At 54.7% G+C, this 24,131-nt stretch carries 19 protein-coding genes and 1 pseudogene; 12 read left to right on the forward strand and 8 right to left on the reverse strand.

Features of this window, described 5'->3' with window-relative positions; genetic code table 11:
* Positions 1-50 precede the first annotated feature (50 nt).
* Both N2K86_RS10590 and N2K86_RS10595 read left to right on the forward strand, forming a co-directional pair.
* On the forward strand, positions 51-2,231 hold the full coding sequence (locus tag N2K86_RS10590; protein ID WP_260661470.1) for a type I secretion system permease/ATPase: 2,181 nt from the start codon (positions 51-53) through the stop codon (positions 2,229-2,231).
* The gene (locus N2K86_RS10595) at positions 2,228-3,403 is read left to right on the forward strand and encodes an HlyD family type I secretion periplasmic adaptor subunit (RefSeq protein ID WP_260661471.1); all 1,176 of its coding nucleotides are present in this window, start codon (positions 2,228-2,230) and stop codon (positions 3,401-3,403) included. The genes N2K86_RS10590 and N2K86_RS10595 overlap by 4 nt, the downstream gene beginning before the upstream one ends.
* Positions 3,404-3,438: 35 nt before the next feature.
* Here N2K86_RS10595 and N2K86_RS10600 read toward each other — a convergent pair whose 3' ends face one another.
* The gene (locus N2K86_RS10600; RefSeq protein ID WP_260661665.1) at positions 3,439-4,323 is read right to left on the reverse strand and encodes a MarR family transcriptional regulator; all 885 of its coding nucleotides are present in this window, start codon (positions 4,321-4,323) and stop codon (positions 3,439-3,441) included.
* 289 nt (positions 4,324-4,612) lie between these two features.
* Between N2K86_RS10600 and N2K86_RS10605 the strand changes: the two genes are divergently transcribed.
* Complete coding sequence (locus N2K86_RS10605; RefSeq protein WP_260661472.1) at positions 4,613-6,076, forward strand: EAL domain-containing protein; 1,464 nt, start codon at positions 4,613-4,615, stop codon at positions 6,074-6,076.
* A gap of 25 nt (positions 6,077-6,101) precedes the next feature.
* On the opposite strand, the gene N2K86_RS10610 is transcribed toward N2K86_RS10605, so the two are convergent.
* Positions 6,102-6,374 (reverse strand): DUF883 family protein, encoded by a 273-nt coding sequence (locus tag N2K86_RS10610; RefSeq protein WP_010430933.1) that lies wholly within the window; start codon positions 6,372-6,374, stop codon positions 6,102-6,104.
* A 134-nt stretch (positions 6,375-6,508) separates the two neighbouring features.
* Complete coding sequence (locus tag N2K86_RS10615; RefSeq protein ID WP_260661473.1) at positions 6,509-6,985, reverse strand: GNAT family N-acetyltransferase; 477 nt, start codon at positions 6,983-6,985, stop codon at positions 6,509-6,511.
* Between the two features lie 89 nt (positions 6,986-7,074).
* Here N2K86_RS10615 and N2K86_RS10620 point away from each other — a divergent pair, with 89 nt between their 5' ends.
* Entirely contained in the window at positions 7,075-8,013 is a 939-nt protein-coding gene (locus N2K86_RS10620; RefSeq protein WP_260661474.1) for a LysR family transcriptional regulator, read from the forward strand.
* Positions 8,014-8,245: 232 nt separating this feature from the next.
* Here N2K86_RS10620 and N2K86_RS10625 read toward each other — a convergent pair.
* A pseudogene (locus N2K86_RS10625) lies at positions 8,246-8,363 on the reverse strand (ATP cone domain-containing protein); the annotation flags it as partial.
* Positions 8,364-8,548: 185 nt separating this feature from the next.
* On the reverse strand, positions 8,549-8,806 hold the full coding sequence (locus N2K86_RS10630) for a hypothetical protein (RefSeq protein WP_260661475.1): 258 nt from the start codon (positions 8,804-8,806) through the stop codon (positions 8,549-8,551).
* A gap of 227 nt (positions 8,807-9,033) precedes the next feature.
* Between N2K86_RS10630 and N2K86_RS10635 the strand changes: the two genes are divergently transcribed.
* From N2K86_RS10635 to N2K86_RS10645, 3 genes are all read left to right on the forward strand, one after another.
* The gene (locus N2K86_RS10635; RefSeq protein ID WP_003857256.1) at positions 9,034-9,309 is read left to right on the forward strand and encodes a metal/formaldehyde-sensitive transcriptional repressor; all 276 of its coding nucleotides are present in this window, start codon (positions 9,034-9,036) and stop codon (positions 9,307-9,309) included.
* A 30-nt stretch (positions 9,310-9,339) separates the two neighbouring features.
* Positions 9,340-10,458, forward strand: a complete 1,119-nt coding sequence (locus tag N2K86_RS10640; RefSeq protein ID WP_260661476.1) for an S-(hydroxymethyl)glutathione dehydrogenase/class III alcohol dehydrogenase — start codon at positions 9,340-9,342, stop codon at positions 10,456-10,458.
* Positions 10,459-10,743: 285 nt separating this feature from the next.
* Positions 10,744-12,441, forward strand: coding sequence for a methyl-accepting chemotaxis protein (locus tag N2K86_RS10645; protein WP_260661477.1), 1,698 nt, complete (start codon positions 10,744-10,746; stop codon positions 12,439-12,441).
* Between the two features lie 120 nt (positions 12,442-12,561).
* Here N2K86_RS10645 and N2K86_RS10650 read toward each other — a convergent pair whose 3' ends face one another.
* Together N2K86_RS10650 and N2K86_RS10655 are read right to left on the reverse strand one after the other, a co-directional pair.
* On the reverse strand, positions 12,562-14,946 hold the full coding sequence (locus tag N2K86_RS10650) for a glucose/quinate/shikimate family membrane-bound PQQ-dependent dehydrogenase (RefSeq protein WP_260661478.1): 2,385 nt from the start codon (positions 14,944-14,946) through the stop codon (positions 12,562-12,564).
* Positions 14,947-15,207: 261 nt separating this feature from the next.
* Positions 15,208-16,131 (reverse strand): LysR substrate-binding domain-containing protein, encoded by a 924-nt coding sequence (locus N2K86_RS10655; RefSeq protein WP_260661479.1) that lies wholly within the window; start codon positions 16,129-16,131, stop codon positions 15,208-15,210.
* Between the two features lie 227 nt (positions 16,132-16,358).
* On the opposite strand from N2K86_RS10655, the gene hglS reads away from it, so the two are divergent.
* Complete coding sequence (hglS, locus tag N2K86_RS10660) at positions 16,359-17,702, forward strand: 2-oxoadipate dioxygenase/decarboxylase HglS (RefSeq protein WP_260661480.1); 1,344 nt, start codon at positions 16,359-16,361, stop codon at positions 17,700-17,702.
* Positions 17,703-17,744: 42 nt separating this feature from the next.
* On the forward strand, positions 17,745-19,250 hold the full coding sequence (locus tag N2K86_RS10665; protein WP_260661483.1) for a carboxylesterase/lipase family protein: 1,506 nt from the start codon (positions 17,745-17,747) through the stop codon (positions 19,248-19,250).
* Here N2K86_RS10665 and N2K86_RS10670 read toward each other — a convergent pair.
* The gene (locus tag N2K86_RS10670; protein ID WP_260661485.1) at positions 19,237-20,079 is read right to left on the reverse strand and encodes a LysR family transcriptional regulator; all 843 of its coding nucleotides are present in this window, start codon (positions 20,077-20,079) and stop codon (positions 19,237-19,239) included. The two genes, N2K86_RS10665 and N2K86_RS10670, sit on opposite strands and share 14 nt — an antisense overlap.
* A gap of 113 nt (positions 20,080-20,192) precedes the next feature.
* Between N2K86_RS10670 and N2K86_RS10675 the strand changes: the two genes are divergently transcribed.
* From N2K86_RS10675 to N2K86_RS10685, 3 genes are all read left to right on the forward strand, one after another.
* On the forward strand, positions 20,193-21,362 hold the full coding sequence (locus N2K86_RS10675) for a pyridoxal phosphate-dependent aminotransferase (RefSeq protein WP_260661486.1): 1,170 nt from the start codon (positions 20,193-20,195) through the stop codon (positions 21,360-21,362).
* Between the two features lie 31 nt (positions 21,363-21,393).
* A complete protein-coding gene (locus N2K86_RS10680) occupies positions 21,394-22,167 on the forward strand; it encodes an ABC transporter substrate-binding protein (RefSeq protein ID WP_260661487.1) in 774 nt (257 codons plus the stop codon).
* A gap of 242 nt (positions 22,168-22,409) precedes the next feature.
* Positions 22,410-24,065 carry a glucan biosynthesis protein D gene (locus N2K86_RS10685; protein ID WP_260661488.1) on the forward strand — a complete coding sequence of 552 codons (1,656 nt, stop codon included), beginning with the start codon at positions 22,410-22,412 and terminating at the stop codon, positions 24,063-24,065.
* Positions 24,066-24,131 lie beyond the last annotated feature (66 nt).

Consider the following 24,131-nt stretch of genomic DNA (forward strand, 5'->3'; position numbering starts at 1 on the left):
AAAGGTATCATTTCAGTGCGTAATTATCGCGCTGGACAGGACGTAGCATTATGAAGACACATCCACAGTACGAACCCTGGCTGCAGGGCATGCTCATCATCGCGAAGCACTATCGGCTGGATTTTTCGGCGGAGCACGTTCGGGTCACGATTAACCATGAAAGCCAGTCTCCGCGCCAATTGGTGCTGGAAGAGATGGCGCGCCAGCTTGGGCTGGGGATGCGTGTGGTGGCGGCTGAAGCGGTATCCCTCGACCCGTGGCGCCTGCCGCTGCTGGCGGAGTTCACCGGCGGACAAATCGCGGTCATTAACCGCATGGACAGCGAAGGCAACGTCAGCCTGCAGTTCAGCGGCGACGCGGGGCTGGAGACCACGCTGACGCGTGACGAACTCGGGGCGCGGTTAAAGGGGCTAATGGTGTTGCGCCCGCTCGAATCCACGCCGGATGCCCGCGTGGACGATTACATCAAACCCTATGAGAAAAACTGGTTCTGGCAGCTGGCGCTGAAAGACTGGCGACGCTACAGCGACATTATGCTGGTGGCGCTGGTCGCTAACGTGCTGGCGCTTTCCGGCATGGTTTTCTCCATGCAGGTCTACGACAGGGTCGTTCCGTCGCAGTCGGAAGCCACGCTGTGGGTGCTGTTTGGCGGCGTGATGATTGCCATCCTGTTTGAATTCATCATGCGCATGCTGCGCGTGCATATTTCTGACGTGGTGGGGAAACGCGCCGACCTGCGTATCTCTGAGCGGGTTTTTGCCCACGCGCTGCGGATTAAAAACGGCGCGCGCTCGAAATCGACCGGATCGTTTATCGCCCAGATCCGCGAGCTGGAGTCGGTGCGTGAACTTATCACCTCGACCACCATTGCGGCCATCTCCGATCTGCCGTTCTTCCTGCTGTTCGTCTTCATTCTGTGGATGATTGGCGGGCCGCTGGTGCTGGTGGTCCTGCTCGCCGTGCCGCTGTTGCTCATCCCCGGCCTGCTGGTGCAGCGCCCGCTGGGGAAACTCTCCAGCGAAGGGATGCGTGAATCCGCCATCCGTAACGCCACGCTGGTGGAAGCGGTGCAGGGCATTGAAGACATCAAGCTGATGCGCGCCGAGCAGCGTTTCCAGAACCAGTGGAATAATACCAATGACGTCGCCGCCAGCGTCGGCATGAAGCAGCGCTGGCTGACGGGCCTGCTGCTCACCTGGACGCAGGAGGTACAGTCAATCGTCTATGCGGTGGTACTGCTGGTCGGCTGTTACCTGGTCATCAGCGGCGACATGACTACCGGTGCGCTGGTAGGGACCTCGATTCTGGCATCGCGTACCATCGCGCCGCTGTCGCAGATCTCAGGCGTGCTCTCGCGCTGGCAGTCGGCAAAAGTGGCGCGCAAGGGGCTGGACGACCTGATGCAGCGCCCGATTGACGATCCGCAGCACGGCAAGAAGGTGCACAAAGCCCACCTGCGCGGTGATTATAGCCTTGATGACGTCGGGTTTTATTACGACGAGGAAGAGAAACTCACCGTGCTTAACATCAGCAAGCTGCAGATCCGCGCCGGGGAGCGCGTGGCGGTGCTTGGGCGTAATGGCTCCGGTAAAAGCACGCTGCTACAGCTTCTGGCAGGTATGCAGGAGCCGCAGCAGGGCAACATCCTGCTCGATGATATTGCCCTCAATCATCTGGATCCGGCCGATGTGCGTCGCGACATGCAGCTGCTTAGCCAGCAGGCGCGGCTGTTCTTTGGCTCCGTACGGGACAACATCCTGATGGGGAATCCGTTAGCCACCGACGACGAGATCCATCAGGCGCTGGTCAACAGCGGCGCGCTGGAGTTTGTACGCAAGCAGAAAATGGGGCTGAACTACATCATCAACGAAGGCGGCGCAGGCCTGTCTGGCGGGCAGCGTCAGGCGCTATTGCTGGCGCGCGCGCTGATCACCTCGCCAAATATCCTGCTGCTGGACGAACCGACCGCCTGGCTGGACGAAATGAGCGAGAAACAGTTTATACAGCATCTCCACAAATGGCTGGGTAAACGCCGGACGCTGGTGGTAGCGACGCATCGTCTGCCGATTCTGGATTTGGTCGACCGCATTATTGTGCTTGAAAACGGCAAGGTGGTGATGGACGGCCCGCGCGATGCCATCCTGAACCAGCACGGTATGGCACCGCAGAAAGCCGCACAGCGCACCGTGACTATGAAGCCAGCGGCGGTCGCAGAGGAGGGCGTGGCATGAATGATTTCTCTCGCTTTAACAGCCGTCTGAAAGAGCCGCGCCTGCCGCGCTCGTCACTGGTGGTATGGTCGCTGTTCGCCCTGCTGGCGGTATTTATCGCGTGGGCGAGCCTGTTCCAGCTGGATGAGGTGACGACCGGCAGCGGTAAGGTGATCCCGTCCTCCCACGAGCAGGTGATCCAGTCCCTTGAAGGGGGGATTATTCACAGCCTGATGGTTCGCGAGGGCGACATCGTTGAACGCGGACAACAGCTCGCGCAGCTTGACCGTACAAAAACCGAGTCCAGCGTGCTGGAGAGCGAGTCTCGGCTGAATGCGGCGCTGGCAACGGCGGCGCGCCTGAAGGCCGAGGTGAACGATACGGCACTTGCGTTCCCGGCAGAGCTGGATGATGACGTTGAGCTGGTTAAACAGGAAACGGCGCTCTACCAGTCCCGTCGTGAAAGCCTTGAAAAAGGGCTGGCCGGTTTACGTCAGGGCGCCGAGCTGGTGCAGCGCGAGCTGTCGTTAACCCGGCCGCTGGTGACTCAGGGGGCGGCCAGCAAGGTTGAGGTGTTACGTCTTGAGCGTCAAAAAAATGAGCTTGAGAATAAAATCACCGAGATGAAAAACCAGTATTACGTTCGCGCACGTGAAGAGCTGGCGAAAGCCAATGCGGAGATTGAAGCCCAGCGTTCGGTGATGAAAGGGCGTGAGGATTCCCTGACCCGGCTGAGCTTTACTGCGCCGGTTCGCGGGATCGTGAAGGATATTGACGTGACAACCGTGGGAGGTGTTATCCCGCCGAACGGCAAGCTGATGAGCCTGGTCCCGCTGGACGATCAGATGGTGGTTGAGGCGAAAATCTCACCGCGTGACGTCGCCTTTATTCATCCCGGTCAGAAAGCGCTGGTGAAAATTACGGCCTACGACTATTCCATTTACGGCGGACTGGAAGGGGAAGTGACCATGATTTCGCCGGACACTCTGCAGGATGAGGTGAAAAGGGATGTCTACTACTACCGCGTCTATATTCGTACCGACAGTAACCATCTGACCAATAAGCAAGGTCATGAATTTCCGGTCTTTCCGGGCATGATTGCCACCGTCGATATTAAAACGGGCAGCAAAACCATTCTGGATTATCTGTTGAAGCCGCTGAACAAGGCGAAAGAGGCGCTGCGGGAACGATAACTGAAGGGCGTTCGGGAAACCGAACGCCTGCTGAATTATACGGTTGACGTCACGTTGTGAGCATGGCGTCGCTCTTTAGGCACCACGTTGATGTAATGCGTAACATAGGCAAAATATAATCCTGCATAATTTTCGACAAGTTCGATGAATGCCGGGTAAATCAACATTCTTCCATCACCCCGATCTTTAAGATAGCCCGCCTCTTGCGCCGTTTTGATAATTCGGTTGACGTGAATGCGTGAAACAAAAAATTCCTTCGCGAGCGTGTTGGCTGAATAATCAATAATAGCGCCATGTGCTGATTTGTTTTTTACCGCCTGCAGATAAAGATACAACATAATCATCCGCCCTCCGTCTTTATCGATAAATAACCCTACCTCCGGTAAAACCTTTTTGAACGTTAATCCCCGGAAAAGGTATTCCGCCGCGCGGCGGAAAAAGTTATTTCTTAAAATGTCATTGTCTAACAAATTGACATCAATCTTAAACGCAGGATACAGAATGCTGACCGGTAAAAATGCTCCGGACATATAGCGTTTAAGTTCATTTAATCCTTTTTCGGTTGGGGTGATTCTTGTTTTTCGCCTGTCTTCCGTACAGCGCCAGGTCCTGATGCGCCCGGTGGTTCGAAGTATCGTAATGATCGCAATGACGCTGTTGGGGCTGGCTATTTTATAGCGAGAACATAACGCTTTGATCTCTGATACGGATTCGGCCTGATTTCCAAAAACAAAACAACACATGGAGAGAATAATATTAAATCGTGATTCCTGAAGCATTGTTTTGTAGAACAAAGGTTGTTTTTTGTAGATGGTATCATTAATTGTGTAGTGCTCTAATATTGCCTCACCGAATCGCGGGTTGTTCTTTATAACATCCCTTCGATGTAGCAAGGCCCTGGATGAGATGTGATTATCCATAGCATTTTTCTCGTGTTTAATGAGCCGATAGATGAAGTATTTAGTCTTCTTTTTCGGAATATTCATTATACCTGAGAAACTGTTATTTGCGGTCGTTATTTGAAAATAAAGATATATTCACAGTCATGATGATGGGCGGGTGATTAACGCAAAGATGTTCCGGTCAAGGGAGTTGATAACGATATCTTAACCACTCACTGTGCTGTAAAATCATTATTCAAGCCAGGTGTATTAAGCTTTTTGCATTTATAAAAAATGAGATTGGCGCTTTCGTGCCCAGGAGCAGGTTATGACTCAAAAAACGTCTCTCAGAAATGCTGCTTGCGATGAGCAAAAATTTGTCATCTCAACCTGCTGTTTCACATTTCAGGGATATTGTCTGCTGCTCAAACAGTATGGGATAAACGCCTCACTTATTCACTTTGAGGAAGATGAGGTGCACCAGCGAGATCTTGAAGATATCGTTAAAAATCAGCATTCTAGCATTTCATTATTCCTTGGAAAAGGCGTTGTGGAACTTCTTGCCAGCCTGAAACGACTGGCATCAGTACTGAACGCGCTGCCCGTTATTCGACGCGTAACCCTGTATGGTGACATCCCCGATGGCTGGCTCTATTGTACGCTGAGAAGTCTTTTAAATAATAGCCAGCAATTGTCATTGATTCGTATATCCAGCGTTGCTGATTTGGCATCCAGCCTCAATATTCTCAGTGAAGATGTTAATGACCGTTCACGATTATTACGCAGCCAATATATGGCATGCGCGCACCAGGGAAAAATAAAGGGATTAACAAAAAGAGAGATTGATGTTTTATTACGTTTCTACCGAGGGATGTCCGTAAAAGAGCAGTGCGAAAGGACGGGGTTATCTAATAAGACTATTTATACCCACCGTAAGGAAGGGATGAATAAATTACATATGATTAGACAATGGCTAAACGATCCGCACAATTTTAGAGCGGAAAGGCATGACGTCCTGCCCAATAAAAATGAAGGGTTTACCGATAAAGAGGTCGATATCTTTAATGCCTTGCTGAAAAGGGAAATATTTCCAGCGTATCAGATCATTACCGATCGTGATAAAAAAGGGGTAGGCTTTGAGATACTTATTCGCTGGAATAAAAATGGTAAAATTGTTAAGCCTGCCAGCTTCCTTAATGATGTCTTACATCATGAAATATGGTTAAAGATTACGGCGCTGGTCATCCACGCCGCCGTTAGTGGAATTAATAAATATAATGGGAAGTTTTATTTTTCCGTGAATATCCCTCCTCGTTTGGCCGCAGGGAATGCCTTGCCGGATATGGCCCGGAAGGCCACCGGCATGTTGCTCAAACCGCAGTGGGCGGAAAAGCTGGTCTTTGAATTCGCGGAAAGCATTGATGTGATGAAGGACAGCAGGATCCCTGAAACCATGCGCCTTCTGCGAAATACGGGGTGTAGATTATTTTTGGACGACTGCTTCTCCAACCATCACACGCTGTTCCCCGTCAGGCAGGTGCATTTTGACGGGCTGAAGCTAGACCGGGATATCGTTGAACATTTTGTGGCAAATGATAATGACTACAATCTCATTAAAGCGATACAAATTTATAGCGACATGACCGGGACGGATTGCATCGCAGAGGGCGTTGACAGTGAAGAGAAGTTTGAAAAATTAGTTGAGCTGGGGGTGAAAAGCTTTCAGGGGTATTATCTGTCACGGGCTGTAAAAGAGGAAGAATTAGACAGGATGGTAAGAATTTTTAGCTAGAAAATAAAGCCCCGAAGGGCCTTTATTATTTGCGTCCCAGCAGCAGGCCGAGAACAATACCCACTGCACCGGCAGCAATGAGCCCTGTCAGGGGATTATTTTTGACCGCTTCCGTTACGTCAGAAACGGCATCGCTGGCCTGCGCGGCATATTTTCTCGCCGCGCCTTTGACCTGATGTTTTGGAGAATCAACGAACTCACCAAACTGCTGCTGTGCTGAGCCTGCAAGTTCATCAAGCTTATTTTTGGCTTTATCTTCAGCGAACTGGGTATTTTTATCGGCATTGATATCAGACATGTTTATCTCCTTTTGTGAGTAATTAAAGGATAGCCGCTCTTTGCCGGTGTGAGAGACGAAATGTTTATTTCGGCCTCCGGCAGGGCTGTTTTCGGATATATCTCTATGCATGGGGCTCGCGCAGCGAGACGCTGTTATTCGGCAAAACTCAGCAGCGCTTCGCCATCAAGACGATAGCGAACCCATTCAGACTGCGGCAGCGCGCCTATGCTCAGGTAAAAATCAATGGCGGGCTGGTTCCAGTCCAGCACGCTCCATTCAAGGCGGCCGCACTGCCGTTTTACCGCGAGCTGCGCGATATGTTTCAGCAGCGCTCTCCCCGCGCCTTTACCGCGATAATCCGGAGAAACGTACAGGTCTTCCATGTAAATACCGTTGCGTCCTAGCCAGGTTGAATAGCTGGTGAAGAACACGGCATAGCCGATGATGTTGCCTTCATACTCAGCGATCAACGCTTCGGTTTTACTTCCCGCGCCAAAGAGCGTTTCACGGATCTCCTCGGGCGTAGTAACCACTTCTTCCGGCGCTTTTTCATAGACTGCCAGCTCGTAGATCATGGTGTAAAAGGCCGCGGCATCTTCGGGACGGGCCTGACGCAGATTAATGCTCATTGTTATTCCTGCTTTTTGTCTGTTTCGCGATTGATGGCGTTAAGCATACGGAGTATTGTCCGAAGAATTAAGTGCAATGAAATCAACAAATGATGAATATTATGCATCCGGCTTTGAGACGTCTTGATTTAAACCTGTTGCCCGTTTTCGACGCGATTTACCGCCATCGTTCTGTTCGTCTGGCAGCCGATGAGCTGGCGATGAGCACATCGGCACTGAGCCATGCGCTTTCGCGTTTGCGCGCGACGCTGAACGATCCGCTCTTTTTTCGGGAAGGGCATCGTATGTCCCCCAGCGTGTATGCTTCTCAGCTCGCACCTTCCATCGCTTCCGCACTGTCATTCCTGAATCATGAGCTGACCCCGCAGCCGGAGTTTGACCCGGCTAGCAGTACCGAAAGCTTACAAATTGGGATTACGGACTTTACCGCGCTTTGCGTTTTTCCGACCCTGATGCACACCTTGCAGTATGCTGCCCCTGGTTTGCGTTTTGAATTGCGTTATTTGCCCCACAGCCCGGCGCTGACGGAGCTGTTAGCGGGCGAAGTGGATCTCGCGCTCGGGTTCAGCACCCAGGATGATATCCGGCACCCGGAACTGGAAGAGATCGACTGGTTTGAAGATGAGTATGTGGTCATCAGCAACGCGTGCCGGACGCGTCTGACGCTGGAGGATTATCTCGCAGCCCGACACCTGGTGGTGACGCCATGGAATGAGAAGCAGGGCGTTCTGGACGTGCGGCTCGAACAACTGGGCTATACCCGGCAAATCGCGATCAAAACGCCGTCGATGCTCAGCGCGCCCTTTATCGTTGCGGAAAGTGACCTGCTGATGGCGATCCCCCGTTTTGCCGCTGAGAAGCTGGCTGCGGCAGCGGACCTGAGGATTTTTCCTTTACCGTTTTCGATACGCACGTTTGAAGTGAAAATTTACTCGCATAAACGCAGCGGCCAGCGGGGAGCGGCGCGCTGGCTTAAGGAGGAGCTGCAAAAACTGGGGCACGTTACGGTGCCGCGTGAAAAAAATTGAAGCGAATTATTTTCAAATGGGGGGGAGCGAGGGAGTTTGCACACCTCGGTCAGCAGTTTGACAAACGACTTCCGTGGCGGTTGCATTGATGGCGTCAGATATATCAAATGCCCGCTTTCTATGTCGCCAATAATCGTAGGGACCACTATGTACTCTGCAAGCGACACTAAGGATTGTGTAACTTCAGATGCAATAGCCCGTGTCGATATGGGAAAATGCCCGCGTTCAATCCTTGATGGCTTAACGTTAGACAAACCTTCAGCTGCCCAGTCAAGAACTCTTTTTATCTTGTCCAGGTTAATACGTTCGGTTCTTCCATCGCGTTTTGTCACTAACAAAGAGTGGTTCAATTACAAGTCCTTTTCTACCCTGACAGAAGCCATAACTGCCAATGGCTTTTGTTTCAATAGAGGAAGCTGGTGGTGCTTCCCCTATGTTGACAGAGGTTAGTTAGATGAGCAGTAAACTGCGTTACATGGCGTTTTATTCATAAGTGCCTCCAAAATTGGCAGAAAATTATAAAAGTGCCGAATAATTAAGCTAATGCGCTAACCGCCTCCTTGATTGCACGCCAAATTCCTTCACCAGATGGAATATAGCCATTCTCCTGGCAGTAACAAAAGAGTCTGTAAACCCGATCAATCAAGGAGGCAATGGTTACCATTTTGGTAACAACTTGCTTCGATGAAATCGAGTGTTCAGAGGTTTCTCTTCTCCTGCCTGCAGAATTAGATGCAATCTTTTTACTTTTACTACGGTGGGTTGAGTTCTGGTTTCGACGTGGCTTTTTCATATCCGGTTTCCTTTTAGGGATATGAAGCGAGCCACCATAACCGTCTGTCGCCCGGGTAGTTTGGCAGAGTAAGAAATGTGGGCATGAACATTGAAATCAATGGTTATGATTCATTAATTACATTTGTTTACATAAGATTTGCTTATTAGATTTCAAGATAAAAGTCTGTTTACTCTGTATGATAATTTAAATACCATACCCCCCTATAGTATCTTAACGGAGGGCGTATGCCGCATTCACCCGAAGATAAAAAACGCATTCTCACGCGCGTCCGTCGCATTCGGGGCCAGGTTGATGCCCTTGAACGTGCGCTGGAATCGGGCGATCCCTGTCTTGCCATCTTGCAGCAAATCGCTGCCGTGCGCGGCGCTGCCAATGGCCTGATGGGCGAAATGGTCGAAATTCACCTCAAAGATGAGCTGGTGACGGGGGAAACAACCCCGGATCAGCGGGCAGTTCGGATGGCGGAAGTCGGCCATTTGCTGCGCTCTTATCTAAAATAAAACCACAGACATCACATAAGGGAAGTCATTATGAAATCACGCGCAGCCGTCGCATTTGGTCCAGGCCAGCCGTTAAAAATCGTTGAAATCGACGTTGCACCGCCAAAAAAAGGCGAAGTGCTGATCAAAATCACCCATACCGGCGTGTGCCATACCGATGCGTTTACTCTGTCCGGTGACGATCCTGAAGGCGTTTTCCCGGCGGTACTCGGCCACGAAGGCGGCGGTATCGTGGTTGAAGTGGGCGAGGGCGTGACCAGCCTGAAGCCGGGCGATCATGTCATTCCCCTCTACACCGCGGAATGCGGCGAGTGTAAGTTCTGTAAATCCGGCAAAACCAACCTCTGTCAGGCCGTTCGCGCCACCCAGGGCAAAGGCCTGATGCCGGACGGTACTACCCGTTTCTCCTACAACGGCGACCCGATTTATCACTACATGGGCACCAGCACGTTTAGCGAGTACACCGTCTGCGCAGAAATTTCACTGGCGAAGGTCAACCCGCAAGCGCCGCTGGATAAAGTCTGCCTGCTGGGCTGCGGCGTGACCACCGGTATCGGTGCGGTACACAACACGGCGAAAGTGAAAGAAGGCGATACCGTTGCGGTGTTCGGTCTCGGTGGGATTGGTCTGGCGGTGATCCAGGGCGCGGTGCAGGCGAAAGCAGGCCGTATCATTGCTGTCGACACCAACCCGGAGAAATTCAAACTGGCGGGTGAAATGGGTGCGACCGATTTCGTGAATCCGAAAGATCACGAAAAGCCGGTGCAGGACGTCATTGTTGAGCTCACCGACGGCGGCGTTGATTTTAGCTTCGAGTGTATCGGCAACGTGAACGTCATGCGTTCCGCGCTGGAGTGCTGCCACAAAGGCTGGGGCGAGAGCATCATCATCGGCGTGGCGGGTGCGGGCCAGGAGATCAAAACGCGTCCATTCCAGCTGGTGACCGGTCGCGTATGGCGCGGTTCGGCGTTTGGCGGCGTGAAAGGGCGTACCCAGTTGCCGGGAATGGTTGAAGATGCGATGGTCGGCAAAATTCAGCTGGATCCGTTCATTACGCACCGTTTGCCGCTGGAGCAGATCAACGACGCCTTCGATCTGATGCATGAAGGTAAATCCATTCGTACCGTCATTCATTTCGGCGACAAGTAACTCTTCTGCCAGCGGTTTTTCGCCGCTGGCATTTCTTTAATAATCTTCTCTAAAGTGTGACCAGTGCGGCGTTTTTAGCCGTAATCTAAATCCCTGCCGTGCCGATGACTATCTATACCCGTCATACTTCAAGTTGCCTGTGCGTTGGCCGCACTCGTTCACCCCAGTCACTTACTTATGTAAGCTCCCGGGGATTCACTCCCTTGCCGCCTTCATGCAACTCGAATTATTTAGGGTATAACACGCATATTTTTACGCATCTTACCTATAAGAGAGTCGACGGTCATGGACAACACAACTTCGATGCAGGCGCAGCGCAAGCTGGGCTTCTTGCATCACATCAGGCTGGTTCCGCTGTTTTCCTCCATTCTCGGTGGCATTATTCTTCTGTTTGCCTTGAGCGCAGGTCTGGCGGGGTATTTCCTGTTGCAGGCTGATACCGATCAGCAGGATGTCACATCAGAAATTCAGGTGCGTATGGGGCTTTCGAACAGCTCCAACCATTTACGTACCGCGCGTATCAATATGATCCATGCCGGTGCGGCGAGCCGTATCGCGGAAATGGAGGCGATGAAGCAAAACATCAGCGAGGCGGAAACACGCATCAAGCAATCGCAGTCAAGCTTTACCGCCTATATGAATCGCGCCGTGCGCACCTCCGCGGACGAGGCGCTGGATGCTGAGCTGAAAGCACGCTACGACGCCTATATTGCGGGGCTGCAGCCGATGGTCAAATTTGCCAAAAATGGCATGTTTGAGGCGATCATTAATCATGAAAACGAAACCGCGCGTCCGCTGGATGATGCCTACAACGCCGTCCTGCTGAAGGCCATCAAAATCCGTACCGATCGTGCCAGCGCGCTGACCACTCAGGCCCACACCCGAACACAGCTTGGGCTGATGTTTATGGTCGGCGCGTTTGCGCTGGCGCTGGTGTTGACGGCCATGACCTTTGTGGTGCTGCGCCGGACGGTGATTAACCCGCTTCAGCGTGCTGCCACCCGCATTGAAAATATCGCGAAAGGGGATTTAACCATGCCGGACGATCCGACAAGCCGGAGCGAAATCGGTCGCCTGACGCGGGATCTGCAAACCATGCAGCATTCGCTGGTGACCACTGTAGGCACCGTGCGCCAGGGGGCAGAAGAGATTTATCGCGGCACCAGCGAGATCTCTGCGGGAAATACCGACCTCTCTTCTCGTACCGAACAGCAGGCTGCCGCAATTGAGCAGACCGCCGCCAGCATGGAGCAGTTGACCGCAACGGTAAAACAGAACGCCGATAATGCCCATCACGCCAGCAAACTGGCAGAAGATGCCTCCGGTAAAGCCAGCCGCGGCGGCGAGATGGTGTCCGGCGTGGTGAAAACCATGGGCAATATCTCGACCAGTTCGAAGAAAATTTCAGAAATTACCGCCGTGATTAACAGTATTGCCTTCCAGACCAACATTCTGGCGCTGAACGCTGCCGTCGAAGCGGCGCGTGCAGGCGAACAGGGTCGAGGCTTTGCGGTGGTGGCGAGTGAAGTGCGCACGCTGGCAAGCCGCAGCGCCAACGCCGCGAAAGAGATTGAAAGCCTGATCAACGAGTCGGTGACCCTGATTGACCAGGGGTCGGGTGAAGTGGTTGCGGCGGGGAACACCATGAATGAAATCGTCGAGGCGGTGAAGCGCGTCACCGATATCATGCTGGAAATTGCTGCCGCATCCGACGAGCAGAGCCGCGGCATTGTGCAGGTGAGCCAGGCCATTTCGGAGATGGATAAAGTCACCCAGCAAAACGCCTCGCTGGTAGAAGAAGCCTCAGCGGCAGCGGCATCGCTGGAAGAACAGGGCGCGCGTCTGACAGAAGCAGTAGGGGCATTTCGGCTGAATGGGGCAACGGCGGGGCGTGCGATAGCGTCAGCGTCAGCGCCAGTGGCGAAGGGCATGCCATTGCGCCAGGCGGCTACGGTTTCCGGGGATAACTGGGAGACGTTCTGAGTTGCCAGCCGTGTCGGGTGGCGCTTCGCTTACCCGACCTACAAAACCGGACCAGTAGGCCCGCGTAATCGCAGCGCCACCGGGCAAAAAAAAGGGACCTTTCGGTCCCTTTTTCACATCTTATTTCTTATCAGGTAACGCGTACGCGATAACGTAATCACCTCGATCCGGCGACTGGCGTGCTCCGCCTGCATTAATGATGATGTACTGTTTACCGGTTTTCGGCGACACGTAAGTCATCGGGCCGGACTGGCTGCCTACCGGCAGACGGTCTTTCCAGATCTCTTTCCCGGTGGCGGTATCAAACGCGCGCAGGTAGAAATCCTGAGTACCGGCGAAGAACAGCAGGCCAGACTGCGTGGAGAGCGATGCGCCAAGGGTTGGCATGCCGATTGGGATTGGCATATGCATACGAATGCCCAACGGACCGGTATCTTCTACGGTGCCGACGGGAACCTGCCACACCAGCTTGCCGGATTTCAGATCGACTGCTGACATGGTGCCAAACGGTGGTTTTTGACACGGAATGCCCAGCGGTGACAGGAAGCGCTCCCGCATCGCACCGAACGGCGTACCGTCCATGGGGACAATCCCCATCTCAATGCCGCTTGCGTTTTTGGCAACATTCGCACGAGGAACCATATAGTTCGCCAGACCCAGACGCATATCGTTGACGAACATCAGGCCATTGTTCGGGTCAACCGACACGCTGCCCCAGTTCATCCCGCCGAGAGAGCCAGGGAACTGCAGGGAACGGTCGAGACCCGGCGGGGTGAAGACGCCCTGATGACGCATCTCTTTAAACTGAATACGGCACAGCAGCAGGTCAACAGGCGTCGCCCCCCACATGTCGGATTCGGTCAGCGTCTGGTTGCCGATCATCGGCATACCAACGGAATACGGCTGGGTCGGGGAGTAGCGTTCACCTTCAACGTTACCCGCCGGAACAGGACGCTCTTCTACCTTCGCCACCGGCTTACCGGTTTCGCGGTTAAGCATGAAGATCATGCCCTGCTTGCTGGTCTGCACCAGCACCGGCGTAGTGCCGCCTTTACCGTCTGGCAGGTCGTACAGCAGCGGCTGGGAAGGCAGGTCAAAGTCCCACAGATCGTGGTGGGTGGTCTGGAAATGCCAACGTACCTGACCGGTCGTTGCATCGACGGCCACGACGGAGGAGCTGTATTTATCGTCCAGCTCGGTACGTTCACCCGCCCAGAAGTCCGGGGTGGCGTTGCCGGTTGGCAGATAAATCAGATTGAGTTTTGCATCGTAAGACATGGCTGACCAGACGTTTGGCGTACCGCGCGTGTAGGTCTGGCCTTCCGGCGGCAGGCCGGTCAGGTTCGGATTACCCGGATCCCACGCCCAGGCCAGCTTGCCGGTGTGAACGTCGTATGCGCGCACCACGCCCGGCGGTTCGCCGGTGGAGAAGTTATCCGCGACGCGACCGCCGACGACAACGACATTCCCGGCCACCAGCGGCGTGGAGGTCTGCTGATAATACCCGGGCTTAATTTCGCCCATGCCGATGCTCAGATCCACGGTGCCGTGGTCGCCGAAGTCTTCGCAGACCTTGCCGTTATCCGCATTGATGGCAATCAGGCGGGCATCGGTAGTCGGCAGGAACAGGCGGCGAGGGCATGCCGCAGGCTGTGTCACTGTCTGTGAGGTTGTCACGCTTGAGCTATCTTCAAAATAGCCCAGACCGCGGCAGCGCTGCCAGTTAGGGGCCGTGGCTTTGGCATCGTAACGCCATTTTTCTTTACCGGAATCTACATCCAGCGCCAGCACTTTGCTGTACGGCGTACAGACATACAGCGTGTCGCCAATCTGTAATGGGGTATTCTGATCTTCCGCGCCCGAGCCGTTGCTCTGCGGGATATCCCCGGTGTGTGCAACCCAGGCGACTTTCAGATCGCTGACGTTTTGCTTGTTAATCTGGTCCAGCGCGGCAAAGCGATCGCCGTGGGTCGTGTTCCCCCAGTGTGCCCAGTTTTTCTGCTGCTCACCTTTGGCGACCGGTTTTACCGGCACCGATTCATTCGCGGCAACCAGCGTCTGCGGCTTAAACATCCAGCCCAGGCTGACCAGCATGACCACGGCCAGCACGGCGGCGATGGCAAAAGCGGGCGCTTTGCTAACCGGCGCATGGGTATTCGCGGCGCGCAGGAAGGGCCAGACGATGGCGCACAGGAACGCCAGCACGGCGAAGGTGAAGAGGCGTGAAAAGAGCGGCCAAAAATCCCAGCCTGCATCGCTTACCGCCCAGAATAACGAGGCGATAAACGCAATACCATACAGCACCATGCCGCTGGTGCGGTTGGTGAATATCAGTATGGCAGCAATCACCATCACCACGCCCATGATCAGGAAGTACAGGCTTCCACCCACTGTAGCGAGCTTTAAGCCCAGCCCGCCGACTGCCAGACCGATGAGCATCATCAGTCCGACAAGGAGCCACTGCAGGATACGAGGTAACCCGCGTGGCGCGCTGCCAAATGCCATGTCTATCTCCTTAAATACGCCCGCCCGTCTGGTGCGCTGTACGCGTCTGTACCAATTGGGTCATGCAGGACGGGCGTTATGATTTTTTTACCGTTTAAATAGCGTGAAATTCACTCGTGAAAATTCGTGTGCGAACCATTTGGTGAATTCGCGGCTATGATAAAACTGTTAAATTGTTTTACGCAATTGTTAATGAATGATTTCGCATTATTTGCCCAGGAGAAGGTAAACCCGCCTTCGCGGCGGGTCAGGGCAGGGACATCAGGCTGGCATGGACTTGCGGATCGCGCTTAACAGAGCTTGTGCGCCTGAGGAGAGCGGGGCATCAACCCGAGTCAGGATCCCAATAGGTTCTCCGGCTCCCGGCGAGGTTACCGGGAGTGCGGTAAGGGTGCCACGGCGTAAATCGTCTTTGACAGCGCCTGAGGGGACGAACCAGACGTAGTCATAGTCCACGGTTAGCTGGCGTGAAAGGGAGGCTGACAGGGTTTCAATGCAGCCCGACGGGAGCTTGCACCCCTGCATTTCGAGTAGCGTTTCGGCACTCTGACGCGGGACCGTACCTTTTGGTGACACGACAACCGGCCACTCCATGACGCGACTCAGGGTCACGGTGTCCTGCAACAGCGGGTGATCGGGACGGACCACCAGCTTGAGTGACTCCAGGAATAACAGTTCGTAATTGAGGCCGCTCATCAGTTCGGGATCGGACATTCTGCCAATACCGAGATCCAGTTCGCCCGCTTTCAGCCCGGCAAGCAGCATTGTGTTATTCATGGTGGCGACCTGAATCGTGGCGTGCTTTTGCAGCTTGTGAAACTGACCGATCACCGCGGGCAAAATACCCAGCGCTGCGGTAGGAAGCGCACCCACGCGCACGATATCGCTGGCAGGTTCCTCTTTCCGGTTCAACGCCTGGCCTGCCGTGTTGAGGGCATCCAGCACTTTTACCGCGTGCGTCAGAAATTGCTCACCCACGAGCGTGAGTTGTGCGCCCAGACGACCGCGATCGAAGAGCCGCGTTCCGGTAAGCTGTTCCAGCTCGTTCAGGGTTTTTGAAAGTGCAGGTTGACTCAGGTTAAGGGTTTCAGCCGCTCGCCCCAGCGTTCCCTGTTGAGCGACGGCCACAAATGTATGCAAATGGCGCAAGCGTATGCGCTGACTGAACAGACCATTTTTTTCCATAGGCGATGTTAAAAACAGAGCGATGCGGGTGACAAGTTAAGTTGTTTAATTTTGATAACTTGATAGCAAAATATTTTTAACATTTGATCTGTTTGAGTTACAACCTGTTTTTGGTAATGCACAGGCTTTGACCACTCGTCTGTCTGGATCACAATTCGTAAATTCTTCCCGCCGGAAGGAACGGGCTTCTCTACACTCCAGGTAATATTCACTGGAGGCATGACATCATGGCGAACACCATCACGGCTGATGATATTCGGGAACACTTTTCGCAGGCTATGTCGGCGATGTACCAGCAGGAAGTTCCGCAGTACGGCACCTTGCTGGAACTGGTGGCGGACGTTAACCTGGCGGTTCTTGAAAACAATCCACTTTTACATGAACAGCTGGCGAACGCGGATGAACTCGCGCGCCTGAATGTCGAACGTCACGGCGCAATTCGCGTCGGCACCGCGCGGGAACTGTCCACCTTGCGCCGCATGTTCGCCATTATGGGAATGTATCCGGTCAGCTATTACGATCTCTCACAGGCGGCGGTGCCTGTTCATTCCACGGCGTTCCGCCCGGTGGACGATGCGGCGCTGTGTCGTAATCCGTTTCGTATTTTTACCTCGCTGCTGCGCCTGGAGCTGATTGACAATGTCGAGCTGCGCGAGCGTGCCGCCGGGATCCTCGCCGGGCGGAACATTTTCACGCCGCGTTGTCTGGAACTGATCGCGCTGCATGAGTCAGAAGGTGCTTTCACTGAAACGCAGGCGCGCGAGTTTGTTCAGGAAGCGCTGGAAACATTCCGCTGGCATAGCCACGCAACGGTCGACCAGGAAACCTATCTGGCGCTGAGCAAAGAACATAAGCTGATTGCTGACGTGGTGTGCTTCCCCGGTTGCCACATCAACCATTTGACCCCGCGCACGCTGGATATTGACCGGGTGCAGGAGCTGATGCCGAAGTACGGCATTGAGCCAAAAATCCTGATTGAAGGGCCGCCGCGCCGTGAGGTGCCGATCCTGCTGCGTCAGACCAGCTTTAAGGCGCTGGAAGAACCGATTCTTTTCGCCGGGGAACATAAGGGAACGCATACCGCCCGCTTCGGTGAAATTGAACAGCGTGGCGTTGCGCTGACGCCGAAAGGCCGGGAGCTGTACGACAGTCTGTTAAGCCAGGCCGGTACCGGTAAAGATAACCTTACGCACCAGCTGCATCTTCGCGAGGTGTTTAGCGCATTTCCGGACAGTGAAATGTTCCTGCGCCGTCAGGAGCTGGCCTATTTCCGCTACCGCCTGACGCCAGCGGGTGAAGCGCATCGCCACGCGTTTCGACCGGGAGACGATCCGCAGCCGCTGATCGAACGCGGCTGGGTGGTTGCCCAACCTATTACTTATGAAGATTTTCTGCCGGTCAGCGCGGCGGGTGTTTTCCAGTCCAACCTTGGAAATGAAACGCAGGCGCGTAGTCAGGGAAATGCCAGCCGCGAGGCCTTTGAAGCGGCGCTGGGCTGTACGGTGTATGACGAATTCACGCTTTATCAGGAGGCGGAAGCGCGCAGCAAACAGCGTTGCGGTTTGCTCTGAAATCGTTACTCTGCAGGGGTGTGATGGAAAAAGAAGGTGGTTATGCAAAATCCCTCCGCCCCTGTGGTTGAAACGCGCCAGGGCGCACTGACTGGTTTCACAGATAACAATATTCATGTGTGGTGTGGGATCCCCTACGCTTCACCGCCCGTGGGCGACTGGCGCTGGCGCTCTCCGCGTCCGCCGGAAAGCTGGGAGGGCGAACGGCAGGCAACGACGTTTTCGCCCTCAGGCTGGCAAAGCATTGAGTACTGCAAAGAGCTGGGCGGCGGCGATCCCGGCCAGTTCTCGGAAGATTGTCTCTATCTTAACGTCTGGTCTCCCGTCGATCGCGCCGGACCGCTTCCGGTCATGGTCTGGCTGCACGGCGGCGGGTTCACGATTGGCGCGGGTAGCCTGCCGCCATACAACGGTAAAGCGCTGGCATCGCGCGGTGTGGTGGTTGTGACGATCAACTACCGTCTGGGTCATCTCGGCTTTTTCGCGCATCCGGCGCTGGAAGGTGAAGAAAGCCGCGTAGTGCATAACTTTGCGCTACTTGACCAGATCGCCGCGCTGGAGTGGGTGCGGGATAACATTGCTGCGTTTGGCGGGGATCCGAACGGCGTCACGCTGTTTGGTGAATCTGCGGGCGCGCGCAGCGTGTTGTCGCTGATGGCATCGCCGCTGGCGGAAGGATTGTTCCATAAAGCGATCGTGCAAAGCGGGTACACCTTGCCGGATACGCCGCGCGAGAAAGCCTTACAAAAAGGGGAAGCCATAGCCGCCCATTTCGGGCTGGAGAATGCCACCGCCGAACAGCTGCGCGCGCTGCCGCCTGAGGCCTTCTGGCCGCTCACGTCACCGCTGAACGTTGCGCCTGCTCCCGTCGTCGGGGATTGCGTCTTGCCGGAAGCGATGCTGGATGTGTTCTTTGCCGCGCGTCAGCATCCCGTTCCGCTAATGATAGGTTCGAATAGCGATGAAGCCAGCGTGATGGCGGTGTTTGGCGTGGATCTGGCCGGGCAAATTCAGAAGCTTCGCCGGGAACGGCGCTTTGGACTGGGGCTGATCAAGCTGCTCTATCCGGGCGTGAAGGGGGATGAAGAGCTGGGCAGACAGGTGTGCCGTGATATGGCCTTTACCACGATGGGCTATGTGGCGATGCAGGCTCAGCAGCGTGTCGGCGGACTGTGCTGGCGCTACTGGTTTGATTATGTCGCGGAAGCGGAACATGCCACCTATATCAACGGTGCCTGGCACGGCAATGAAGTGCCTTACGTATTCGATACCCTGGGCCAGGTGGAACCTTCTCGTCAGTACGTGAACGAACGCGATCTGCAGTTTGCTGCCCAGGTCGCTGATTACTGGGTGAGCTTCGCGCGTGATGCCGGGGCGCAGGACAGCTTATCCGGCCCGGTGCACTGGCCAACCTGTCGCAAAGGACGCGACGTGCTGTTACGCATTGGTGTGAATAAACATGCAGGTTTCAGGCTTGAAAACCGCTTTATGCGCGCCCGCATGAGTCTCTTCAAACGGGTGATGAAGCACCACGTCAGCCTCGATTAAGCAAACAGGCGCGAAACGCCGCCAGACCATTTTCCTCGCCTGGCGTTTCGCGCAGCACCAGCCGGTAGCTCGCGCCGGTTTTGATGCTTGTCTCATAGGGCCGCGTCAGCCTTCCTGCGCGGACATCTTCTTCCACCAGCGTTTCGTCAGCTATGGCGACCCCCAGCCCCTGAATGGCGGCGGTAATGGCGAGGTCCATGGTGTCGAAGTGTTGATTTTTGTGCATAACAAACGCCGGGCCTTCCTGTTTCGCCAGCCACAATGACCAGTCGGTTTTGTCCCGTGTCGGATGAAGAAAGGTCAATGATCCCAGAGCCGTTCCCGCCCGAAGCGGGCTGAGTACGGGCGTCAGGGCCTCTTCAAACAGCAAATCGCCCGCGCTCATGTGGGTGCCGAAAACGATGGCGGCATCGTAAGATTCGGTTTTGAAATTGACGTTGTGATCGGTCGTGGTGGTCAATGCAATTTGCAGATCCGGCTGTTCGCGCTCCACGTCCAGCAGCCGGGGAATGAGCCAGCGCATGGCGCAGGTAGGCGCTTTCAGGCGAATGACGGTCTGGTGCGCCCGCGCCCGTTCCGCGACGTTCAATAACTGCGTAAAGGCCGATTGCATTTCAGGCAGCAGGGCGCTGCCCTGGGGAGAGAGCCGCAGCCCGCGCGCATGGCGTTCGAACAGGGGAAAGCCAAACCACGCTTCGAGTGAGGCAATTTTGCGGCTCACGGCCCCCTGCGTCAGGCAAAGCTCCTGCGCCGCATGGGTAAGGTTCAGATGACGCGCGGTGATTAAAAAGGCGTCGATGGCATTAAGCGGGAATGAACGGCGCGACATAAACGACCTCAGCTATGCATTTTTCTCATGGCTATTATGACAACAATTCGATTGTCCCGACAGCAGAGTTATTGTTTGAATAGTTATGCAACAACCATGAGAAGGGACAGAGGATGACTTTACAGACACCGGTGCAAACCCGTTCAAAATTGCCAGACGTGGGGACCACGATTTTTACCGTTATCGGGCAGCTTTCTGCACAGCATAACGCCATCAACCTTTCTCAGGGCGCACCCAATTTTTCCTGCGACCCAAAGCTTATCGCCGGAGTCACCCGCGCCATGGAGGCGGGGCATAACCAGTACGCGGCAATGACGGGCCTGATCTCCCTGAAAGAACGCATAGTGGAAAAGATTGCCACGCTTTACGGCACCCGGTATGACCCCGGCAGTGAAGTGCTGGTAACGGCCAGCGCCAGTGAAGGGCTCTACTCGGCCATTAGCGGGCTGGTCCATCCTGGCGATGAGGTGATTTACTTCGAACCGTCCTTTGACAGCTACGCGCCGATAGTGCGGCTGCAGGGGGCGACACCCGTTGCCATTAAGCTGACCGTTCCAGATTTTGCCGTTAACTGGGACGAGGTTCGCGCCGCGATTACGCCTCGCACGCGTATGATCATCATCAACACGCCGCATAATCCGAGTGGCCAGGTCTTCTCAGCGAACGATCTGCAACAGCTGGTGGCGGTGACCCGTAATACCGACATCATTATTTTGTCTGACGAAGTGTACGAGCACGTCGTTTTTGACGGCGAGCCGCACCACGGCATGGCGACGCATCCGCAGCTGGCGGAGCGCAGCGTGATTATCTCATCGTTCGGAAAAACCTATCACGTCACCGGCTGGCGAGTGGGTTACTGTGTTGCCCCGGCGGTGCTGATGGACGAGATTTGTAAAGTCCATCAATTTTTAATGTTTTCTGCCGATACGCCAATGCAGCACGCGTTTGCTGAACACATGGTCGATCCGCAAACCTGGCTGTCGCTCTCTGCGTTCTATCAACGCAAGCGCGACCTGCTGCAAAGTTTGCTGGCGGAATCACCGTTCAGGCTACTGCCAAGTGCCGGATCGTTCTTCCTGCTGGCGGATTACAGCCATTTCAGCGACGAGCGCGACAGCGAGATGGTCAAACGGCTGATCGTCGAGTGTGGCGTGGCCACCATTCCGCTGTCGGCGTTTTACGCGGACGGCACGGATAATAAATTGATTCGTCTCTCTTTTGCGAAAGATGAGGCGACGTTACGGGCTGGTGCTCAGGCCCTGTGTCGGGTCAAACCACGCTGAGCCTATCCCATTAGGCTCTGAGGAGTATGAGATGAAATTACGCGCGTTAATAGTCGGCATGGGATTGCTGTGTACGTTTTCTTCCTTTGCCGCCACCGAGTTACGTTACGGCCTTGAGGCGGAATATCCGCCGTTTGAAAGCCGGAATGCGTCTGGTGAACTGGAAGGGTTCGACGTTGAGCTGGGCAATGCTATCTGCAAAGCGGCAGCGCTGAAGTGCACCTGGGTCGAAACGTCGTTTGATGCCCTGATCCCGGGCCTGGTAGCGAAAAAATTCGATGCCATTAACTCGGCGATGAACATCACCGAGCAGCGACGCAAAAGCATTGATTTTACCCAGCCGATTTACCGCATTCCGTCGCAGCTAGTGGGCAAAGCCGGTACGGCGGTAGATACCACCGCTGAAGGGCTGAAGGGGAAAACCATTGGCGTGCTGCAGGGTTCCATTCAGGAAACCTATGCCAAAGAGCACTGGGAAAAACACGGTGTCACCGTGGTGTCTTATAAAGATCAGAATATGGCGTGGGGCGACCTGCTGAATGGCCGTATCGACGCCTCGCTGGTGATGTCCGCGGCCGGACAGGCAGGTTTCCTCAGCAAGCCGCAGGGTAAAGGGTTTGGCTTTATCGGCAAACCGGTGTCTGACGACACTATCCTCGGCAGTGGGATCGGTTTTGGGTTGCGCAAAGGTGACGAGGCCACCAAAAAGCAGCTCGATGCCGCGATTGATAAAGTACGTGCCGACGGCACGATCGCTAAACTCGCTGATAAGTACTTCCCGGGTATCGATGTCAGCGTAAAATAACCGCCTCGTTGGCCCCGTCAGCTGATGTCCTGACGGGGCATTTTTATCTACCCGCATTTACGCTTATTTACACCACTTTCGGGCCGTTCTGGTCGACAGAAAATATTTCTCACTTTGTTCATATATTCACCGGCCAACAATTGGATTCTTAACCATTTTTGTTTAGGCTGTGCGTTCTTTCTTGCCGTCATTTCGCCGAGCGCGAAACACATTCACACGACCATAAGGACGTTTTTCCAGGCATGAATCGCAGACGTTTTCTAAAAGGTTCGCTTGCAATGGCTGCCCTGAGCGGCACATCTGGCCTTGCTTCCCTGTTTTCCAAAGCGGCATACGCGGCTGATTCTGACATTGCAGACGGCCAGAGCCGTCGTTTTGACTTCTCCGTACTGCAATCCATGGCGCATGACCTGGCGAAAACCCCCTGGGGTGGCGCGCCGCGTCCGCTGCCGGAGACGCTGGCAACCATGACGCCGCAGGCGTATAACGCCATCCGCTACGACGAAAAACAGTCTCTGTGGAATAACATCGAAGGCCGCCAGCTGGACGTGCAGTTCTTCCATATGGGGATGGGTTTCCGCCGCCGCGTGCGGATGTTCTCGCTGGATCAGACCACATCTCAGGCGCGTGAGATCCACTTCCGCCCTGAACTGTTCAGCTACGGCGACACGGGTGTTGATACGAAACAGCTTGAAGGCCAGAGCGATCTCGGTTTTGCCGGCTTCCGTGCCTTTAAAGCCCCCGAGCTGGCGCGTCGCGATATCGTCTCGTTCCTCGGTGCGAGCTATTTCCGCGCGGTGGATGATACCTATCAGTACGGCCTTTCCGCACGCGGTCTGGCGGTGGATACCTTCACCGACACGCCGGAAGAGTTCCCGGATTTCACCTCCTTCTGGTTTGAAACCGTTAAGCCGGGCGATACCACCTTTACCGTCTACACGCTGCTGGATAGCCCAAGCATCACCGGGGCGTATAAGTTCGTGATCCACTGCGAGAAGAGCCAGGTGATTATGGAGGTGGAAAACCATCTCTATGCGCGTAAAGACATCAAGCAGTTGGGCATCGCGCCGATGACCAGCATGTTCAGCTGCGGTAATAACGAACGCCGCATGTGCGACACTATTCATCCGCAAATCCACGACTCCGACCGCCTGGCGATGTGGTGCGGCAACGGGGAGTGGATTTGTCGTCCGCTGAATAACCCGCAGAAGCTGCAGTTCAATGCTTTTATGGACAAAAACCCGAAGGGCTTTGGTCTGCTGCAGCTTGATCGCGATTTCTCCCACTATCAGGATGTGATGGGCTGGTATAACAAACGTCCAAGCCTGTGGGTGGAGCCGAGAAACAATTGGGGGAAAGGCTCGGTAGGGCTGATGGAGATCCCAACCACCGGTGAAACGCTGGATAACGTGGTCTGTTTCTGGCAGCCAGAGAAGCCGGTGGAAGCGGGGGATGAGCTGGACTTCAAATACCGCCTTTACTGGAGCGCGCAGCCGCCGGTGCGTTCCCCACTGGCGAACGTCTTCGCCACCCGTACCGGTATGGGGGGCTTCCCGGAAGGCTGGGCACCGGGCGAAAATTACCCGAAAGTGTGGGCGCGTCGTTTTGCCATTGATTTCGTTGGCGGCGACCTGAAGGCCGCTGCGCCAAAAGGCATCGAGCCGGTGATCACGCTCTCCAGCGGTGAAGCGAAGCAGGTTGAGATCCTCTACGTTGAGCCGTTTGACGGGTATCGCATTCTGTTTGACTGGTATCCGACGTCGGACTCAACCGAGCCGGTGGATATGCGCCTGTTCCTGCGCTGTCAGGGCGATGCGATCAGTGAAACCTGGCTGTATCAGTATTTCCCGCCAGCGCCGGATAAGCGTAACTACGTTGACGATCGGATTATGCGTTAGTTCTTGTGCCGGGTGGCGGCTACGCCTTACCCGGCCTACTTTTTCGACACCGTAGGCCCGGTAAGC

This window comes from Enterobacter mori (genome assembly GCF_025244905.1).
GTDB lineage: Bacteria > Pseudomonadota > Gammaproteobacteria > Enterobacterales > Enterobacteriaceae > Enterobacter > Enterobacter mori_A.

Bases quoted from the DNA above. Each gene is read 5' to 3' on its own strand.
- N2K86_RS10600 (WP_260661665.1), bottom strand. From the start codon at position 4,323: ATGGATAATCACATCTCATCCAGGGCCTTGCTACATCGAAGGGATGTT.
- N2K86_RS10645 (WP_260661477.1), top strand. From the start codon at position 10,744: ATGGACAACACAACTTCGATGCAGGCGCAGCGCAAGCTGGGCTTCTTG.
- N2K86_RS10640 (WP_260661476.1), top strand. From the start codon at position 9,340: ATGAAATCACGCGCAGCCGTCGCATTTGGTCCAGGCCAGCCGTTAAAA.
- N2K86_RS10620 (WP_260661474.1), top strand. From the start codon at position 7,075: ATGATGAATATTATGCATCCGGCTTTGAGACGTCTTGATTTAAACCTG.
- N2K86_RS10655 (WP_260661479.1), bottom strand. From the start codon at position 16,131: ATGGAAAAAAATGGTCTGTTCAGTCAGCGCATACGCTTGCGCCATTTG.
- N2K86_RS10615 (WP_260661473.1), bottom strand. From the start codon at position 6,985: ATGAGCATTAATCTGCGTCAGGCCCGTCCCGAAGATGCCGCGGCCTTT.
- N2K86_RS10595 (WP_260661471.1), top strand. From the start codon at position 2,228: ATGAATGATTTCTCTCGCTTTAACAGCCGTCTGAAAGAGCCGCGCCTG.
- N2K86_RS10590 (WP_260661470.1), top strand. From the start codon at position 51: ATGAAGACACATCCACAGTACGAACCCTGGCTGCAGGGCATGCTCATC.
- N2K86_RS10675 (WP_260661486.1), top strand. From the start codon at position 20,193: ATGACTTTACAGACACCGGTGCAAACCCGTTCAAAATTGCCAGACGTG.
- N2K86_RS10650 (WP_260661478.1), bottom strand. From the start codon at position 14,946: ATGGCATTTGGCAGCGCGCCACGCGGGTTACCTCGTATCCTGCAGTGG.
- N2K86_RS10635 (WP_003857256.1), top strand. From the start codon at position 9,034: ATGCCGCATTCACCCGAAGATAAAAAACGCATTCTCACGCGCGTCCGT.
- N2K86_RS10680 (WP_260661487.1), top strand. From the start codon at position 21,394: ATGAAATTACGCGCGTTAATAGTCGGCATGGGATTGCTGTGTACGTTT.
- N2K86_RS10605 (WP_260661472.1), top strand. From the start codon at position 4,613: ATGACTCAAAAAACGTCTCTCAGAAATGCTGCTTGCGATGAGCAAAAA.
- N2K86_RS10610 (WP_010430933.1), bottom strand. From the start codon at position 6,374: ATGTCTGATATCAATGCCGATAAAAATACCCAGTTCGCTGAAGATAAA.
- hglS (WP_260661480.1), top strand. From the start codon at position 16,359: ATGGCGAACACCATCACGGCTGATGATATTCGGGAACACTTTTCGCAG.
- N2K86_RS10665 (WP_260661483.1), top strand. From the start codon at position 17,745: ATGCAAAATCCCTCCGCCCCTGTGGTTGAAACGCGCCAGGGCGCACTG.
- N2K86_RS10685 (WP_260661488.1), top strand. From the start codon at position 22,410: ATGAATCGCAGACGTTTTCTAAAAGGTTCGCTTGCAATGGCTGCCCTG.
- N2K86_RS10670 (WP_260661485.1), bottom strand. From the start codon at position 20,079: ATGTCGCGCCGTTCATTCCCGCTTAATGCCATCGACGCCTTTTTAATC.
- N2K86_RS10630 (WP_260661475.1), bottom strand. From the start codon at position 8,806: ATGAAAAAGCCACGTCGAAACCAGAACTCAACCCACCGTAGTAAAAGT.